Origin of the sequence: Chryseobacterium sp. Leaf404 (genome assembly GCF_001424145.1) — a bacterium.
Classification (GTDB): domain Bacteria; phylum Bacteroidota; class Bacteroidia; order Flavobacteriales; family Weeksellaceae; genus Chryseobacterium.
This window is the reverse complement of sequence record NZ_LMQM01000010.1, coordinates 460,794-477,487: the sequence shown is the minus strand read 5'-3', so window position 1 is coordinate 477,487 and position 16,694 is coordinate 460,794. Positions and strand designations below refer to the sequence as shown.

The 16,694-nt window shown below is 37.0% G+C and carries 14 protein-coding genes; 4 read left to right on the top strand and 10 right to left on the bottom strand.

Translation table 11 applies throughout. The features are described 5' to 3' along the window. Positions 1-80: 80 nt before the first annotated feature. Positions 81-2,615: a phosphoenolpyruvate carboxylase gene (locus tag ASG31_RS07950; protein ID WP_056030315.1), complete on the top strand. Its 2,535-nt coding sequence runs from the start codon at positions 81-83 to the stop codon at positions 2,613-2,615. A gap of 82 nt (positions 2,616-2,697) precedes the next feature. On the opposite strand, the gene ASG31_RS07945 is transcribed toward ASG31_RS07950, so the two are convergent. Continuing rightward, the gene (locus tag ASG31_RS07945; RefSeq protein ID WP_056030312.1) at positions 2,698-3,057 is read right to left on the bottom strand and encodes a hypothetical protein; all 360 of its coding nucleotides are present in this window, start codon (positions 3,055-3,057) and stop codon (positions 2,698-2,700) included. 32 nt (positions 3,058-3,089) lie between these two features. Further along, positions 3,090-3,596 (bottom strand): pyridoxamine 5'-phosphate oxidase family protein, encoded by a 507-nt coding sequence (locus tag ASG31_RS07940; RefSeq protein WP_056030309.1) that lies wholly within the window; start codon positions 3,594-3,596, stop codon positions 3,090-3,092. A 219-nt stretch (positions 3,597-3,815) separates the two neighbouring features. Between ASG31_RS07940 and ASG31_RS18460 the strand changes: the two genes are divergently transcribed. Further along, positions 3,816-4,025: a hypothetical protein gene (locus tag ASG31_RS18460; RefSeq protein WP_131725518.1), complete on the top strand. Its 210-nt coding sequence runs from the start codon at positions 3,816-3,818 to the stop codon at positions 4,023-4,025. Between the two features lie 108 nt (positions 4,026-4,133). Continuing rightward, on the top strand, positions 4,134-4,769 hold the full coding sequence (locus ASG31_RS07930; RefSeq protein WP_231433724.1) for a Crp/Fnr family transcriptional regulator: 636 nt from the start codon (positions 4,134-4,136) through the stop codon (positions 4,767-4,769). 1 nt (position 4,770) lies between these two features. Here ASG31_RS07930 and ASG31_RS07925 read toward each other — a convergent pair whose 3' ends face one another. Then, positions 4,771-5,364, bottom strand: coding sequence for a Crp/Fnr family transcriptional regulator (locus ASG31_RS07925; RefSeq protein ID WP_056030302.1), 594 nt, complete (start codon positions 5,362-5,364; stop codon positions 4,771-4,773). Between the two features lie 290 nt (positions 5,365-5,654). Between ASG31_RS07925 and ASG31_RS07920 the strand changes: the two genes are divergently transcribed. Continuing rightward, positions 5,655-5,993: a helix-turn-helix transcriptional regulator gene (locus tag ASG31_RS07920; RefSeq protein WP_056030299.1), complete on the top strand. Its 339-nt coding sequence runs from the start codon at positions 5,655-5,657 to the stop codon at positions 5,991-5,993. A gap of 3 nt (positions 5,994-5,996) precedes the next feature. Here the strand turns inward: ASG31_RS07920 and pdeM are convergent, their stop codons facing one another. The 7 genes from pdeM to ASG31_RS07885 form a co-directional block, all read right to left on the bottom strand. Then, positions 5,997-6,641 (bottom strand): ligase-associated DNA damage response endonuclease PdeM, encoded by a 645-nt coding sequence (gene pdeM / locus ASG31_RS07915; RefSeq protein WP_056030296.1) that lies wholly within the window; start codon positions 6,639-6,641, stop codon positions 5,997-5,999. 103 nt (positions 6,642-6,744) lie between these two features. Then, positions 6,745-8,085, bottom strand: coding sequence for a T9SS type A sorting domain-containing protein (locus ASG31_RS07910; RefSeq protein WP_157844452.1), 1,341 nt, complete (start codon positions 8,083-8,085; stop codon positions 6,745-6,747). Between the two features lie 339 nt (positions 8,086-8,424). Beyond that, on the bottom strand, positions 8,425-9,861 hold the full coding sequence (locus ASG31_RS07905; protein ID WP_131725517.1) for a tetratricopeptide repeat protein: 1,437 nt from the start codon (positions 9,859-9,861) through the stop codon (positions 8,425-8,427). A gap of 119 nt (positions 9,862-9,980) precedes the next feature. Then, entirely contained in the window at positions 9,981-12,380 is a 2,400-nt protein-coding gene (locus tag ASG31_RS07900) for a ligase-associated DNA damage response DEXH box helicase (protein WP_056031374.1), read from the bottom strand. Between the two features lie 198 nt (positions 12,381-12,578). Next, the gene (locus ASG31_RS07895; protein ID WP_056030285.1) at positions 12,579-14,159 is read right to left on the bottom strand and encodes an ATP-dependent DNA ligase; all 1,581 of its coding nucleotides are present in this window, start codon (positions 14,157-14,159) and stop codon (positions 12,579-12,581) included. Between the two features lie 229 nt (positions 14,160-14,388). Then, positions 14,389-15,402 carry a ligase-associated DNA damage response exonuclease gene (locus ASG31_RS07890; protein ID WP_056030282.1) on the bottom strand — a complete coding sequence of 338 codons (1,014 nt, stop codon included), beginning with the start codon at positions 15,400-15,402 and terminating at the stop codon, positions 14,389-14,391. 152 nt (positions 15,403-15,554) lie between these two features. Further along, positions 15,555-16,631 (bottom strand): SDR family oxidoreductase, encoded by a 1,077-nt coding sequence (locus tag ASG31_RS07885; RefSeq protein ID WP_056030279.1) that lies wholly within the window; start codon positions 16,629-16,631, stop codon positions 15,555-15,557. Between the last annotated feature and the right edge of the window lie 63 nt (positions 16,632-16,694).

The following is a 16,694-nucleotide window of genomic DNA, read 5'->3' as shown; positions in this document are numbered from 1 at the left end:
CAGGATCATTTTGGTTGAATTTAATAATTTTCACAGTCGGAAAGCCATTAATTTTAACTAAAATCTATTACATTTGTCTTATGATACAAGACCAGCGCGCAGAAAAATTCAGGCAGATAGTTGAAAATAAGTTTCAGATTTACAACTCACTATTTATGAGTTTGCCTTACGATAAAATGACGAATATCGGGATGCTTCTTCCTTTCTTATATGAAGAAAGTAGAAACGGATACGAAGAAGGTAAAACTCCTGAAGAAATTGTAGAAGAATTCTTTAAGAGCCATACCGATCTGCAGACGGAAGATCAAAAGCTTGAACTTCTCTTCAAAATCATACAGTATATTGAAAGACAGGTGGTACTGTTTGACAGTATTGAAGATGCGGCTTTCCCAAGTCTGCATTCTGAAAACGACAACGGAACATTAACCCACCTATATGAAAAAGCAATCAATAATCATCAGCTGGATAAAGTACGGGAAAAACTGGAAGATTTTAATGTAAAAGTTGTTTTTACGGCGCATCCTACACAATTTTATCCTAATTCTGTACAGAAAATTATACATGATTTACGAGCGGCAATCACATCAGATTCTGTCACACAGATTGATACGCTTCTGCAGCAGCTGGGCAAAACACCTTTCGTTAATAAAGAGAAACCTACGCCGATTGACGAGGCTTTAAGTATCATTACATATCTAAGATTTGTATATTACGAAACTGTTGGGGACCTTTTCACCAAAATAAAACGCACATTTTCGAAAGAAGATTTTCAGCTTCATGAAGACATCATTCAGCTGGGATTCTGGCCGGGTGGTGACCGTGACGGAAATCCTTTTGTCACCGCTGAAGTAACCAAAAGGGTAGCGTATGAACTCCGCTCTGCCATTTTAAAATCATACTATAATCATCTTAAATTTGTAAGAAGACGATTGAGTTTCAGAGGAGTTTCTGATATTTTGAAAGACCTGAGCGAAATGCTCTATGATGCTATATTTAAAGATCACGAATTAAATTCTGAGCAGATCCTTCAGAAAATTGACCAGGCGGAAGAAATTCTCATGACGCACCACAACGGACTCTTCCATGATATTCTTTTAGGATTTAAAGACCGTGTGAAAATTTTCGGAACTCACTTCGCTACTTTAGATGTGAGACAGGACAGTAGGGTACATCAGCAGGTGATTGACACCGTTTATGCTCAATTATTCGGTAACGGTGAAGCTGATTTTAAAACCAAATATTCAAAATTACTTGAAACTTCAGAAAAAATTAATACAGATGATTTTGAAGACGTCGTAAAAGATACGCTTGAAACGGTCTGCCAAATTAATCAAATTCAGCAGCAGAACGGATTACGGGGAATGAACCGCTATATTATTTCTAATTCTGACGATATTAAAGATGTGATGAATGTGTACGCATTTTTCAAACTTTGCGGTTATAAAGAAGAAGATATTAAAATGGATATTGTTCCTTTGTTTGAGACGATGGAAGGACTTGCCAACTCAGAGTCTGTAATGAAAGAATTATATGCTCATCCGGTATACAGAAAACACGTCAAAAACCGTGGCGAACAGCAAACCATCATGCTCGGATTTTCAGACGGAACCAAGGATGGCGGCTATCTAAAAGCAAACTGGGAAATTTATAAAGCCAAAGAAGTACTTACCTCAGTTTCTGAGCAGAACGGGATAAAAGTTATATTTTTTGACGGAAGAGGAGGTCCGCCAGCCAGAGGTGGTGGTAAAACACACGATTTTTACGCTTCTCAAGGGAAAACTATTGCCAATAATAAGATTGAACTGACAATTCAGGGGCAGACGATTACCAGTATTTTTGGGAATAAGGAGCAGGCAACATTTAATTTTGAACAGCTTCTGACCGCCGGAGTTGAAAATGATGTTTTTAAAAGCAGCAAAAAAGATCTTACAGATGACGAAAGGAAATTAATTTCAGAACTTTCGGAAATCAGTTTTAGAAAGTATTCAGATTTAAAAGCTCATCAGATGTTTGTGCCGTATCTTCAGGAAATGAGTACCCTGCAGTATTATGGAAAAACCAATATCGGAAGCCGCCCTTCAAAAAGAGGAAGCGGAAATGAGCTGAAATTTGAAGATCTGCGTGCTATACCTTTTGTGGGATCGTGGGCACAGCTGAAGCAGAATGTTCCCGGATTTTTCGGATTTGGCTTTGCAATGAATCAGCTTAAGAAAGAAGGACGCTTTGATGAAATCAGAAAACTGTATTCCGGTTCAGACTTTTTTAAAACCCTTGTTCTGAACTCAATGATGAGCATGAACAAGACGTATTTTCCTCTGACGTATTATATTAAAAACAATCCAAAATTCGGAGAATTCTGGACCATACTTTTTGATGAATATGAGCTTTCAAGAGACATTATGCTGGAGCTAACGGGCTTTAAACTCCTTCAGCAGGAAGACCCGCTTTCAAGGAAGTCTGTAAAGATAAGAGAGAAAATTGTTTTGCCTCTTCTGAGCATTCAGCAGTATGCATTAATGAAAATCCAGAAAGGCGAAGGCAACAGAGAAGCGTATGAAAAATTGGTCACGAGATCTTTATTCGGAAATATCAATGCGAGCAGAAATTCTGCTTAAAGAGATTTAACTTTTCTATATAATAGAAAATTCCCTGGAATTTAATATTTCAGGGAATTTATTTTGAAATTAATTGTAACTTCTAAATGTTGTTTAACTGTTCACCGTTCAAAGTAGACATGATTCGGTTGAGATATTCCTGTTCGTTGATAACCTTTTCGTAAGACTGTCTCGCATAAACAGGTGAAATTCTGTAATTTTCTGAAAAAGTATCAAAACCCTGATTTTCTACAAACCCCGAGAAGCTGGCGAGATATTCTGTAATAAAATGATCGATTAGATTTTTTCTTATTTCACAGATTGTGCTGCTTTTCATTCTCTGTAAAGAATTGAGAACATAAGATTTGTCTGCACCAAAGCTGATGATTTGTGCTGTTACAGATTTACTGTTCAAAACCGCTGTTTCCTGCACAGTTGGTTTTGGATCATCTTCAAATATCATGACCGTAAATTTTAAATGGTGAACAAATGACCTTAGATTGAAGCTTTACCTTCCACCCCGTCTGAATTATCACTTTTACTGCCACTTACCGCAGCAGCCACAAAGCTCAGGAGACTTACTAATTTTCCGGCTTTGGTATCCCAGTAGTAGGTGTCTTTCGGCTCAACACGAATAATTGAGACCGTTGGATCATCTTTACCGTCAAACCACGCATTTGCCAATGGTGACCACTTTTCTTCAATTGTTGAGCGGTCTTTATACACAAAAGCTTCACCGTAGATTGAAAGATATTCAGAGTTTGAATTGTTCATAAAATAGAGTTGAACACGATTGTCTTCCTTGATCTCAAAATTTTTATTGCTAGTATCGCTGCTGATGAACCAAAGATTGCCGGATTCGTCAGTTTCCTGCAGACTCATAGGTCTTGAGTTGTTCGGAAGTTTTCCCAGATCAGTGCAAAACATGCAGATTTTGGCACTTTCAGAAAGTTCTTTGATTTTTTTGATGGCATCTTCGCGCATCAGATTTTCTGTTGACATAATATTAATATTTGATGTGTGATTTTTAAGCAATTCAAAAAGCTGACCAACTTTTAGTAAATCTATTGAAATGTACAGAAAAAATATTTATTCTCATCACCGTTCATCCAATTATTAAATAAATTGTAAAAAAAACTGTCATTTGTGATTACGATCATAATCAAAGTTAGATTGTATTGATACTTTCGCTGCACAATTGAAACACTTAAATCAAATTTTATGAAAAAGTATCTTTTAGCAGCAGCAATTGCTGTATTTACAATGAGCTGCAACCAGAAAAAAGAAGTTGAAAACAACACCACAGACATGTCTGATACTGTGACGGCAGATACTATGACGCCTGCCGCAAGCACAATGCCACAAGACACAAACATGATGTCGTCAGACTCTGCAGCCACTTCAGGTATGAAGAAGGATTCTGTGAAATAAAAGTTTGTTTCGTTATTTAATATTACAGTTCTATTCTTTTTAAAAAGAGTAGAATTGTTTTTTTTATTCTGTACAAATTTGTAAATTAGTTTAAAATTATTCCCTCTTATGGCTGATACACTTCCCGTAGCTAAAACACTGAGCTGCATGAAAATAGATGAGAAACTTCTATTGTCTTTTGGTGGTGAAATAAAATCTTATGAACAGAACGAGTTTATCTTTAAGGAAGATGAAAAACCACTTTACTATTATCAGATTGTAAGCGGCAGCATTAAAGAGAATAATTATAATGAAATGGGTAGTGAGTTTATCCAGAATATTTTGGGCGCCGATCAAAGCTTTGGAGATTCTTTTCTCTTTTTAAACAAAAATTATAATATTAATGCAATTACTTTAAGTGACTGCCAAATTATCAAACTAAAAAAAGATGATTTCTTCAGACTGATTGATCAGCATCCCGATATTTCTGTTGATACCAATAAATGTCTTTCTCAACGGCTGTATTTTAAAACTGCAATGATCCAGAATTTGGCATCTCAGTTGCCGGAAAAAAGAATTCTGGGACTTTTGGATTACCTTAAAAGTTTCCATAAAGATGACGACAAATTTTCTTTCCTCGTGAAGCTTACCCGTCAGCAGATTGCAGATCTCATCGGTCTTCGGGTAGAAACGGTAATTCGTACCGCTAAAAAACTTGAAAGAGAAAACTTCCTGAAAATTAATGCCAGAAAAATCTATTATTAATTCAGTAGAAGATTTTTCGGTTCTGAATTTTAAGTAATCCACCTTTTTCCATACTTTTTATTGCTCTGATGACGGTTTCTACACTGAGACCTGTTATAGACGCAAGCTGTTGTCTTGTGAGATGTATCTGAAGTGAAAATTCAGATTTGTTCTGTTCGTTTTCTTTCAGATAGTCAAGAAACGCTTTTATTTTTTTCTCCGGACTTTTCACTGCGATGGTCTGCATCATCACAAACTGATAGTGTATATTTTCAGACATCTGGCTGATGAGGGCAGGGTAGAGATTCTGGTTTTCATTCAGCAATTCCAGAAATGATATTTTTGGAAGCCTTAAAACTTTTACATCGTTGATCGCAACACAGTTGATGCTGTATTTTTTCTCTGTAAAAAGATATGAGGTTCCTATGCTCATATTATTAGTAACGATACCGTGAATAAATTCTTTTCCGTTTTCTATATAATTATTGAGTTTTACTTTTCCTTCGGTGATATAATAAAAATTGTAGGCAGTTTCGTTTTCTGAAAAAATGAGGTCTTCATTGCTGTAAGACTTATATTCGGCACCGGACGAAAGCAGGAGATTTTCTGAAATCATGTATAAAAAAACGGTTTTTTAGGTAATAAACTTTAAAAATGTAAAGAAAACAGATTTTTATTCAAGGGTGAATTATTAGGATACCACACAGATACCACAGGATAATAATTTGATTTTTACAAATTGTCACACTACTTTGTTCACTGTGATTAGAATCATAAAAACTAAAGGGGTAACAATAATATATTTGAATAATTATTAGAAAATCTGCAAATGGCAGAATAATTGAAAGGTAACTACAGTTTAATACTGTTTTTAAACCATAGAAAACGTGGTTATAATTTTTTAATATGAACGATAAAAATTCAAATATTCAAAAGGGTAAAAAAAATATTTTTACAGAAAATCAGGAGATTATGAGTCTTGCTAAAGATAATTCTCCCAGGCTGCTAAACACCTGCAAATCTACATTTCCAGAGTTTTTTGAAAACTTAAAACAGATTAATCCGGATTTGAAAAAGTCTGAGTTAATCTTTTGTGTTTATCTGAAATTAGACTTCAGCACTAAAGAAATTGCCATCTATACTTTTGTAACACCCAAAGCAATACAGAACAGAAAAAACAGAATCAGAAAAAAACTTAATATCGCATCAGATGTAGATATTTATAAATGGTTTGATGAGTTGTAAGATTCATATTTCATAAATTTCGGCATCTGTAAAAACATAAAATTTCCCTTTTTTAGGGAGATTTTTTGTATCCAGACCTGTGAATTCGCTGAAGGCAGGCAGCAGAAGCTGATCATCCGTCACCACAAAACATGGAAGTTTTATTCTTTTGACAGGCGAATTGATCACATACCCAGGATGAATGTGGCCTGTTATCTGAAATTTTTCCTGTTTTTTTTGATAATCATGAATGAATACCAGATCTTCAAATTCATATTTTTCAGCTTTAAAGTGCAGGCAAAGTTTTTTATCAAGTGCTTTAGAAATGCGGTCGTGGTTACCTTCTACAAGATAGAATTCCAGGTGTGGAAACTGATCTTTCCAGGCACAGAATTCTGCTACTTCAGAATTGTCTCCGGCATGTAGCAAATCTCCTACAACAATAAATTTTTCCGGCTGAAAATATTCAATCAGTACAGATAAACGCTGTAAATCATTTTCAAAAACCTGATTGGCAAGGGCAATTCCGTTCTTTCGGAAGTGAGCTGTTTTTCCAATGTGCAGATCAGAAAGAACCAAAGCTTTTTCATTCTCCCAAAACAGAGCGCGCTGATTGGTCATTACAAAACTCTGTTTTTTTATTTTTATAATTTTTGTAGAAACTTTCATTAGAAGCATCTAATGTATTGTTTTATTCTATTCAAAACAAAAATAGAACCCTGAAAAAACTCAGGATTCTACTAAAAATATTATTCATCGTAAGGTTTGAATCCTACTTTTTCAGAATTTTCTCTGTATAATCAGCCCCGTTACTGAGCTTAAGTTTTAAAATATAGTTTCCTTCTGCCAATTGCGATACGTTTATACTTTTTGAGTTAAATGAAGGCTTGATCATTTGGCCGGAGAGTGTGTATATTTCTGCTCCCACAATATTCACTTTTCCATCTGCGAAAATATAATCTCTGGCAGGATTTGGATAAATTTTAAGATCTGATCTTTTAGCATCCTGAACAGCAAGCAGTGATGTGTTGAAGCGTTTAACTTTTACAGTTCCATCAACATAAGCTAAAACCAGATTATTGTTTGAATCTACCGCCAAATCGTTAAATGTTGCAGCACCGCCGTTTGATATTACCGTTCCGCCTATTTTGTTCCAGGTTGTTGCACCAGGATTTAAAGCATAAACCTGATTATTTCCGTGATTGCTGTTTGCACTGTCCCAGATACTTGCCGCTGCATAGACTGTTCCGTTGCCTGCGATGGCAACTGCAGTATTGTTAACCACCGAATCTGAAAAGTTTGCAGCTCCTACTTGTACCCAATTTGTACCGTCAAATTTTTTCACGTTGAGCTTTCTGCCGTCAGCAGACGCTGCGACGTAAGAGATGTACGGCACATTATTGCTGTCTAAAGCAAGATCAATAAAAGAATTGTCAGATGAGTATGCTGTGCCTGCGTTTACATTTCCCACCAAAGTCCAGGAATCTGTACTTCCGGCATTTACACTGATTTTGTAAACTTTAAGACCACTTGCAATCTGTGCTACATATATATTATTATCTGTTCCCACCGCCATTTTTACATACGTGGAACCACCTGCAAAACCCGTATTTCCCACTTGCTCCCAAGCTCCGTTTTTGTATCTTTTTACTGTGCCGGAGCCCAGAGAATGATGAGCAAAAAGATCTCCTGTAGCAGAAACGGCTAACGCCTGATAATTGATTTGTGAAGTTGCAGCGTTCGGGAGCATAGACCACGCACCATTGCTGAACCTTCTGATCTCCATCCCACCTGCGCCAGCCTGATTGCTGTAGTAAATGTTTCCAGCATTATCTATGGCCATACAGCCATAAAGAGAGGTAGTGTTTGTAACCCCAGCTGAACCACCTAAATACGACCACGATTGCCCTTCAAACTGTTGTACAGAGCCTTTAGTTACACTTGTATCATAATAAGAAATATAGTAATTTCCGGAAGATGTAGTTGCAAGATTTAACCAGCTTCCTCCCGCAGCAGAAACATTGGCAGAGGTGCCTACATTATCCCACTGCCCCTGGGCATTAAGTTGAAAACCCAGCATCAGAAAACAGGTTGATGCGATTGTTTTTTTCAAAAAAAGAGATTTGTTAGCCATAAATGTAATTATTAGAATTTTAAAAATGTATTCGTTTAATTGTAGATCTTCAGGTAAATAAAGTGGAGATTGCAATCCGAATTATTGTTCAGCAAATCTAATAACAAATCGCGTTGAAGCTTCTTTTTCAAGCACGAATAATATGATTTTTGATACTCATTAGGTACTTTTTCGAACGAAAATTAGTTAATAAGGAGAAATAAATGCAAAATTCATAATTCTGCTATACTGTTACTTTTGGTTATTTTTTGAAATTAAGTGGTACTATGCAATTATGAAAAATAAATGAGATGTTTTAAAGTAATTTTCAAATCTCTTTCAGATCTGGTCGATATAATTGTAGATGTCTAAATCCTGTGGAATCTCCAGCTTTTTGCGCAGTCTGTATTTTTTGTTCTGAACAGTTCGAGTCTCTATAAAAGTATATTTTGCAATTTCTTTGGTGCTGAGTTTAAGTTTCAGCATTGCACAGAACTCTCTTTCTGAAGGCTGAAGTTCAGGATGTTTTTGTGTAAGATTTGCAGTAAACTCTGGAAATGCCACTTCAAAACTGATCAGAAAAGAAGGATCATTTTTTTCTAAAAGTTCGATAAGCTGTTGAATAATCTCGGTTGAAGGTCCGGTTTTTTCGTGTGAATTTTCAACATCAACTGATTGTTCAGACTTTCTTTTTTTAGTAAAAAGATAAATTCCGAAAATGCCTAAAACTCCTATTCCTAAAAAAACGTAAAGTAAATATTCAGGCTTCTTATTATGTTGATCTTTCTCGTTGCTAAATACCTTCTGCAAAGAATTGTATTTGCTGTTCATGACCTTAAGATCATAAGCTTCAGCTTTACTCCGGTAAAATCCGGCACTGTCTTTCTGATTGGTTTTAGAATAGATTCTTTGAAGTGGAAGATAGATTTCGTTAAGATTGAGGTCGGTTCCGTTGGTTTTATTAATTTTCAGAGCCTGATGAAAATAGTTGATAGCAGATTTAAAATCTTTTTTCTTTTCATAAAAATTTCCCAGAACTGTATAGTTGGTAATCAGATTCCGCACATCCTGATGCTCTTTCGGTTGAATAGACAATGATTTTTCTGCAAATACTCTGGCAGAATCTACATTGATCTGCAGGTATATATTTGCCAGATTGGAATAATTGAGATACTGAAAAGCCTTTCTTTTTTCAGAATCTGTAATCTGCTCACCGTTTTTTATAACCTGAAAAATCTTTTTTGCAGCTTCCTTTGGCTGCTTTTTGTCCAGGTAAAGATTTGCAAAACTCCCCAGTACATTTGCTTTTGCAAAAAATACTTTATCACTTTTTGAATCTGCTTTTTCTAAAAGCTCATAAGCCTCATTCAAATTCTGTATAGCCCTGTCATGAAGATTATTGATAGAATAAGTTTCTGCCAGATAAACATTAGCCATCGCTTCAAAATAATAATCCTGATAGTTGGAAGAGGTCTCCTTCAGCATTTCGGCTTGAAAAATAAGGCTGTCTGTGAGGTTTTTGCTATAAAAATACCGGCATTTTCTGTCGATAATCTGCATCTCAGCTTTGTGGTTTTTTTCTCTTCGTGAGAGTTTCAGTAATCCGTCTAGCTGCTGGAAGGCTTTATCTATGTTTTGTCTGTAAAGCTCTGAATTTTGTTCAAGTCTGCGGTCAATGGTGTTTTCAGAGTTTTTTTTCTGAGCAGGAAAAACTGTACTTACCAGCAAAAAGGAGCCCGTTAAAACATATATTTTAATGGCCTTGAAAAAATTCACAAACACTTACTTTTAGATTTAATGAGTAAAATTATATAAAAAAGCGTAATTTGTGAAATTTAATACAGAGGAATATCTGATGAAGTGAAAATAATTAAACTATAAATAAAAAAATGGTGTTATTTCACTTTTTTAGCCTGCAGAATGAGTTTCTGAATTCTCGCATCCAGATCTTCACTGGTCAAAGTCTGTCGCAAACTGTCAACCTTAATCGGGAAACTCAAAGGCGTAAATGCATTGGCAAATTTCAAAACAATTTTAGACTTCTCAATTCTCTTGAAAGCCTCTACCAACCTCTGCTCCTGCAACTGCATATTGAAAACTTCCGTGTATGCCTGTCTCACTAGAAAGTGATTTGGGTCATGGTCTTCCAGAACTTTAAAAATTAATCCTGCAGAACTTTGCAGTGCTTTGTTCGAACGTTGTTGCCCCGGAAAATTCTGCACCACCATTCCAGAGATCACTGCAATATCACGGAATTTCCGTCTAGCCATTTCTGCCGCGTTGATGCTGGAAATGACGTCGGTCATCAGATTGTCTCTAGTTAAAATTTTATCTAAATTATCCTCATTTAAAGGGATTTCTTTGTCGCTGAACAGTTCAAAACCATAATCATTCATCGCCATTGAAAAAGAAATCGGGGCAAGTTTTGAAATCCGGTAAGCAATCAGAGCCGCCATTACTTCGTGCACCAGACGACCTTCAAATGGATACATAAAAAGGTGATAACCTTCCCTGTTTTTAATCATTTCCACCAAAAATTCATCGTCTTTCGGAATGTGCGACCGTTCTTCCTGATTCGCCAAAAGTGCATGAAGAAATTTCAATTCTTTTTCAGAAGCTTTGGGATTTAAAGCAATTGATAATTTTTCCCTTAAGAACTGACCTAAATTTGAACTCAAAGGCAACCTTCCGCCTAAATAACTCGGAGCCTGAGCTTTTCCTTTTGAAGCCCGAACGAAAACCGTCATATCTTTTATCATCGCCACTTCCAGAACTCTTCCGGCCAGAATAAATTTTTCTTCCTTTTTTAATCTTGATATAAAATATTCCTCAACCATACCAATGTAACCTCCGGAAATAAATTTTACCTTCAGCATCGCATCACTTACGATGGCGCCCATATTCATTCGGTGAAGCATCGCGATTTTTCTTGAAGTCACTTTGTGCAAGCCATCTTCCATCACTTCAATCTTGTGATATTCTTCATAGCTTTTCAGCGTACTTCCGCCAATGGTAAGAAAATCAATCATTTCTTTCCACTCTTCATCGCGGATTTCCTGAAAAGTATATATTTTTTTTATCCTTTCGTACACTTCATCGGGGTAAAATCCGTCTCCAACCGCCAAAGTCATCAGAAACTGAACCAAAACATCGAAGCACAACACCTGTGGCTCACGCGGTTCGATGACTTTCTGTTTTACGGCTTCTTTTAAAGCTGCAACTTCAATTAACTCTAAAGAATGTGTGGGAACACAGAATATTTTTGAAGTTTCGAAAGGAGAGTGACCGCTTCGTCCGGCACGCTGCAGAAATCTCGCAACACCCTTCGCAGAACCGATTTGAATTACCGTATCAACGGGTTTAAAATCAATTCCTAAATCCAAAGATGATGTGGAAACAACGGCTTTCAGTTTTCCTGAACTTAAATTTTCTTCAATCCAAATTCTTAAATGCGCATCAATTGAACTGTGATGAATGGCAATCTGCCCGGCAAAATCGGGGTAGGCATTGAGCAGGAGCTGATACCACATTTCACTCTGACTTCGGGTATTCGTAAAAACTATGGTTGATTTAGATTCCAAAATTATCGGAACGACTTTATCGGCAAGTTTTTGTCCGAGATGTCCTGCCCACGGCAAAAGTTCCACTTCATCGGGAAATACTGAGAGAATATCAATTTTCTTGTGTTCTTTGGCTGTAATTTTTGTTTTCTTAATGTCATACGGAATTAAAACGTCCATCGCTTCTTCCAGATTTCCGATGGTTGCCGTGATACCCCAGATTTTGATCTTTGGAACATAGTGAACGAGCTGAGAAATGCCCAGTTCAACCATCACGCCACGTTTTGAACCCAATAACTCGTGCCACTCATCCACCGCAATGCATTGCATATTTTTGAAATACCTTTTATTGTCTTTCTGACCTAAAAGCAAATGTAAACTTTCGGGAGTCACCACCAAAATTTCAGGCATATTTTTAACCTGTTGCTGACGGACTTTCGGATCGGTATCGCCATTTCTTACGCCTACTGTCCAGTCCAGACCAATTTCCTCAATCGCTTCCTGCATTGCTTTTGCGATATCTTTTGAAAGGGAACGCAGCGGCGTAATCCAAATCATTTTCAGTCCGTTTTTAAAATCATCAGGATTCGTCAGAAAGTCTGAAATCAAAGCCAAAAATACCGAAAAAGTTTTCCCGAAACCCGTTGGAGCCACTACCATTCCGCTGTAGCCATTCCCGAATTTCGCCCAGGTATCCACCTGAAATTTGAATGGAGAATTGCCTTTTTCCATCATCCAGTTCTGAATGATTTTAAAGCCTTCGGTATGTTCGTAATTGCTCAAATTATTTTTTTTTTTACCATAAAAGTCACAAAATTTTTGATGTGCATTTAGCTTTTAAAAAGTTTAAAAAAAGCGTTATTCTAAACTTTTTTCGAACTCTCAGCAGAATCATTTTAAACTTTAGCTTTTGTGAATTTTGTGGTTTATATTTTACTGTATCAATTTCTTAATCTCTTCAATATCATCAATCTCATCCACTTTTTTATCTTTTCTCCATCTTAAAATCCTCGGGAAACGCAATGCCACACCGCTTTTGTGACGGTTACTGAAACCGATTCCTTCAAACGCAATTTCAAAAACCAATTCAGGTTTCACTGTTCGCACGGGACCGAATTTCTCAATGGCATTTTTATTCACAAATTTGCTGACTTCCATAATTTCCTTGTCGGTCAATCCGGAATAGGCTTTAGCAATGGTAACCAATTTATCGCCACTTTTTACGGCAAAACTGTAATCGGTGTAGTAGGCACTTCGCCGTCCGCTGCCTTTCTGAGCGTAAATCAAAACCGCATCAATGGTCAGCGGACTGATTTTCCATTTCCACCAATCGCCTTTTTTTCTTCCGGAATGGTAGTGAGAGTTTTTTTGTTTCAGCATCAGACCTTCACTGTTGATGTCCCTAGAATTTTCTCTGATTTGATTTAAATCTTCCCATTTTTCAAATTCAATTACCTGAGAGAGTTTTATCTTTTCCGGATTTTCATTTAATAGTAATTCCTCCAGCATCGCTCTTCTGGCTGAAATTGGTTTTTCCCTTAAATCGGTTCCTTCAAGCTCCAAAATGTCGTACGTAAAAACTTCAATTGGAATTTCTGCGAGCATTTTTTTGGTTAAAGTTTTACGGTTTAGACGTTTTTGTAATTCATTAAAATTTAAGACATTACCTTCTTTTACTGCAAGTATCTCTCCATCAATCACGAAATTTCCTTTCATATTCTGAACAACTTCTGCAATTTCAGGAAACTGTTCTGTCACCAGTTCTTCGCCACGCGACCAGATGAAAACCTCGTCATTTCGTCTGATAATCTGTCCGCGTATTCCGTCCCATTTGTACTCAACCAGCCATTCATCCGGGCTTCCGATATCTTCCAGATCTTTTTCCAAAGGATAAGCGAGGCAAAAAGGGTAGGGTTTAGAATTATCAGGATTGATATTTTCAGCCGAAATCAGTTCATTAAAAGAGACTTCATCCGGTTGCCATTTTCCCATCAGACTGTGCATCAGAGTGCTGGCTTCTTGTCCGGAAAATTTAGTGAGAGAATTAATCAGAGTTTTAGAGGAAACTCCAATTCTGAAACTTCCGCCCAGTAATTTATTAAAAATCAACCGTTCGGTGTAATCCAATCCGTCCCAAGAGTTGAGCACAAATTCTTTTTTCTCAGCTTCAGTTTTTGTTTTCAGTCCAATAATTTCAGTCATCCATTCAGATAAGGTTTTTTCAATTTTTTCCGTTGGTGGCGGAAGAATCAAAGAAATTGTTTCACCCAGATCACCCACAGAAGAATAACTTTCCTGAAAAAGCCAGAAAGGCAGTTGGGTAATCTCCAGTGCCCATTCTTTCATATAATTGGTATTCACATTCCGCTTGGGTCTTTTCCCCGTAAACAGGGCTATGAACCACAGTTTATCATCATCCGGCGCACGCTCAAGATAATCGATGATGGCATCGATTTTTGCATTCGTCTTGTTGGTGCTTTCCAAAGCATTGATAAGTTCTGCGAAATTTCTCATAAATTTTTAATTGACTTTTCCGAAACAGTATTTATTTTTTTACAGCTTTTGACTACGGCGAATAGCTATTTTTATTTTTTCTAGGGCAGCATTTCCGCCTTCCACTCCCGCTTTTTTGCTCGTCGTTCCTCCTTACAAAAAGAGCTCCGTTCAAGTCGGGCTGCAAGCAATTCGATGTATAAATTTTACGAAGTTTTCGATCCTAGACAGCTTTCCAAACCTTCAAGGTTTATTTTGTCGCGACTTCTTTTTCAACTTCCTCATCATCATCGCCGTACAAAGTTTCCACGACATCAGATTCTATTCCGATTTCATTTAAATATTTGGAAAAAACTTCGGTCTGGCCGTGCGTGACGTGAACGATTTCTGCTTCAGTGGCTTTTACAGCCTGTAAAAGACCTTTCCAGTCGGCGTGATCGCTCATTGGGAAACCGGCGTCCATACTTCGCCATCTTCTCGCACCGCGCACCTGCATCCAACCTGAACAGATTGCTGTCGCTGCATCGGGAATTTTCTTAATCACGTTGCTGTCCAACAAAGCCGGCGGAACAATGATAATATCGCCGGCAACGTGCTTAATATTTTCCCGGAAATCAGGAATTTCATAATCTGGTAAAACAATTCCGACCTCTTCAAAAGCCTGATTGAGCTTACCAATCGAGTAGTGAACGTGGATTTTTCCCATTCCTTCCACCGCTTTCATCACTCTCTGGGCTTTCCCCAAAGAATATCCGATGAAAACAGAAGTCTTTTGATTTTCCTGATTTCTTAAAACCCAGTTCTGCATTTTTTGATTCAAATCATCCACTTCAAGCCAATTATAGATAGGGAGTCCGAATGTACTTTCTGTGACGAATTCATTGCATTTTACCAACTCAAAAGGGGTGCTCAAACCATCATCCTGAACTTTGTAATCGCCTGAAATCACACTTACATAGCCCTTGTACTCCAAACGGATTTGTGCCGAACCAATAATGTGGCCGGCAGGATGTAAAGAAAGTTTAACACCATTAATGTCCAAAACTTCCCCGTACTGCAAGGTCTGACATTCGATGTCTTCGGCAATTCTTTTCTTTAAAATAGGTTTTGTAAAATGATGGCAGAGGTATTTTTTCATTCCCCAACGGGCGTGGTCAGCGTGTCCGTGGGTGATGACCGCATAATCTACAGGTCTCCAGGGGTCAATATAGAATTTTCCCTGTGGGCAGTAAATGCCTTTGTTTGTAAATGTAATGAGTTTCAAAAGCGCGATGATTAGTGTATTTCTGAATATTCAAAAACCTAACCAATTTAGTTCTATCAATAAATTGTTTTAGAATAATAGAAAGATAATGAAGTTAAGATCAGTCATATAAAAAAGAAGCTGTAATGAAACAACTCCTTTAGTTTATCAATTTAAGGGATTAACATTTCAGTCCGTAATCTGTCGAAAACGTCTGTGAAAGATTTTTCGGTGTTTTGATATTCTGTGAATCCCAAAGTTCTACTGTTTGTCATGTCACACATCACTTCAAGCGGTCTTCCTAAATCCAGATCAGTGTGCCAGGCTGAAGATAATCTTTCTAAACTGTATTCTTTTAAATTATATTTTTCAGCGATTTTTTTCCAGACATCCTTATCATTTTTCATTTCGTTTTCTAAAGGTTTTATAGTTTTTTCAAAACCTGATGCTTCAATTCCAAAATAATCTGCGAGTCTGTACCACAGCCAGTTCCAGCGGAATACATCACCATTTGTAATATTAAAAGCAGTATTTTTTGCTTTATCAGTAACGGATGCCCAAACCAATTGTTTTGCTAACATCCGTGCATCTGTTACATCAGAAATTCCATTCCATTGAGCATCTGAGCCGGGCCATATAAATTTTCTGCCCGTTTCTTTACAAATACTTGCGTAAACTGCGAGCGTAGAAGCCATATTCATTAAATTTCCGACGGCGTATCCAATGACCGTGTGAGGCCGGTGAATGCTCCAGGTGAAACCATCCCGTTCAGAAGCGGCGTAAACTTCATCTTCCTGAGCGTAATAAAAATTGGGCAATGGAAGTCTTGGATGTTCTTCTCTTACAGGTGTAATTGGCAATTTTCCTTCTTTTGCATACGCTTCAAACGGTCCTAAATAATGCTTTAAACCCGTAACCAAAGCTACGTGCTGAACCGATTTTTTTGGAGATAAAACATTCAGTAGATTTCTTACCAAAGTACTGTTGATTCTGATATTTTCTTCTTCAGTATCATTTCGCATCCACGTTGTGAAAAATACGTGGGTGGGAGCGATGTTTTCCAAAGCCGTTTCTAAACTTTCAATGTCTAATAGATCTGCTTTCACAGAAATTAATCCTTCAATAGTACTGTTGGTATTTCGGGAGATTCCGTAAGTAGTCCAGCCTTGGGAAATAAGTTCATTGGCAAGATTGCTTCCCGTAATTCCGGTGGCACCAACGACTAATGCTATGTTTTTATTGTTTTCCATTATGTAAAATTTCTTCTACAAATTTAGAATGATGAAAAGCGAAAGCACTTGATCTAGGTCATG

Bases quoted from the DNA above. Each gene is read 5' to 3' on its own strand.
- ASG31_RS18460 (WP_131725518.1), top strand. From the start codon at position 3,816: ATGAAAAAGTATCTTTTAGCAGCAGCAATTGCTGTATTTACAATGAGC.
- ASG31_RS07895 (WP_056030285.1), bottom strand. From the start codon at position 14,159: ATGAGAAATTTCGCAGAACTTATCAATGCTTTGGAAAGCACCAACAAG.
- ASG31_RS07945 (WP_056030312.1), bottom strand. From the start codon at position 3,057: ATGATATTTGAAGATGATCCAAAACCAACTGTGCAGGAAACAGCGGTT.
- ASG31_RS07940 (WP_056030309.1), bottom strand. From the start codon at position 3,596: ATGTCAACAGAAAATCTGATGCGCGAAGATGCCATCAAAAAAATCAAA.
- ASG31_RS07885 (WP_056030279.1), bottom strand. From the start codon at position 16,631: ATGGAAAACAATAAAAACATAGCATTAGTCGTTGGTGCCACCGGAATT.
- pdeM (WP_056030296.1), bottom strand. From the start codon at position 6,641: ATGAAAGTTTCTACAAAAATTATAAAAATAAAAAAACAGAGTTTTGTA.
- ASG31_RS07900 (WP_056031374.1), bottom strand. From the start codon at position 12,380: ATGATGGAAAAAGGCAATTCTCCATTCAAATTTCAGGTGGATACCTGG.
- ASG31_RS07925 (WP_056030302.1), bottom strand. From the start codon at position 5,364: ATGATTTCAGAAAATCTCCTGCTTTCGTCCGGTGCCGAATATAAGTCT.
- ASG31_RS07930 (WP_231433724.1), top strand. From the start codon at position 4,134: ATGGCTGATACACTTCCCGTAGCTAAAACACTGAGCTGCATGAAAATA.
- ASG31_RS07950 (WP_056030315.1), top strand. From the start codon at position 81: ATGATACAAGACCAGCGCGCAGAAAAATTCAGGCAGATAGTTGAAAAT.
- ASG31_RS07920 (WP_056030299.1), top strand. From the start codon at position 5,655: ATGAACGATAAAAATTCAAATATTCAAAAGGGTAAAAAAAATATTTTT.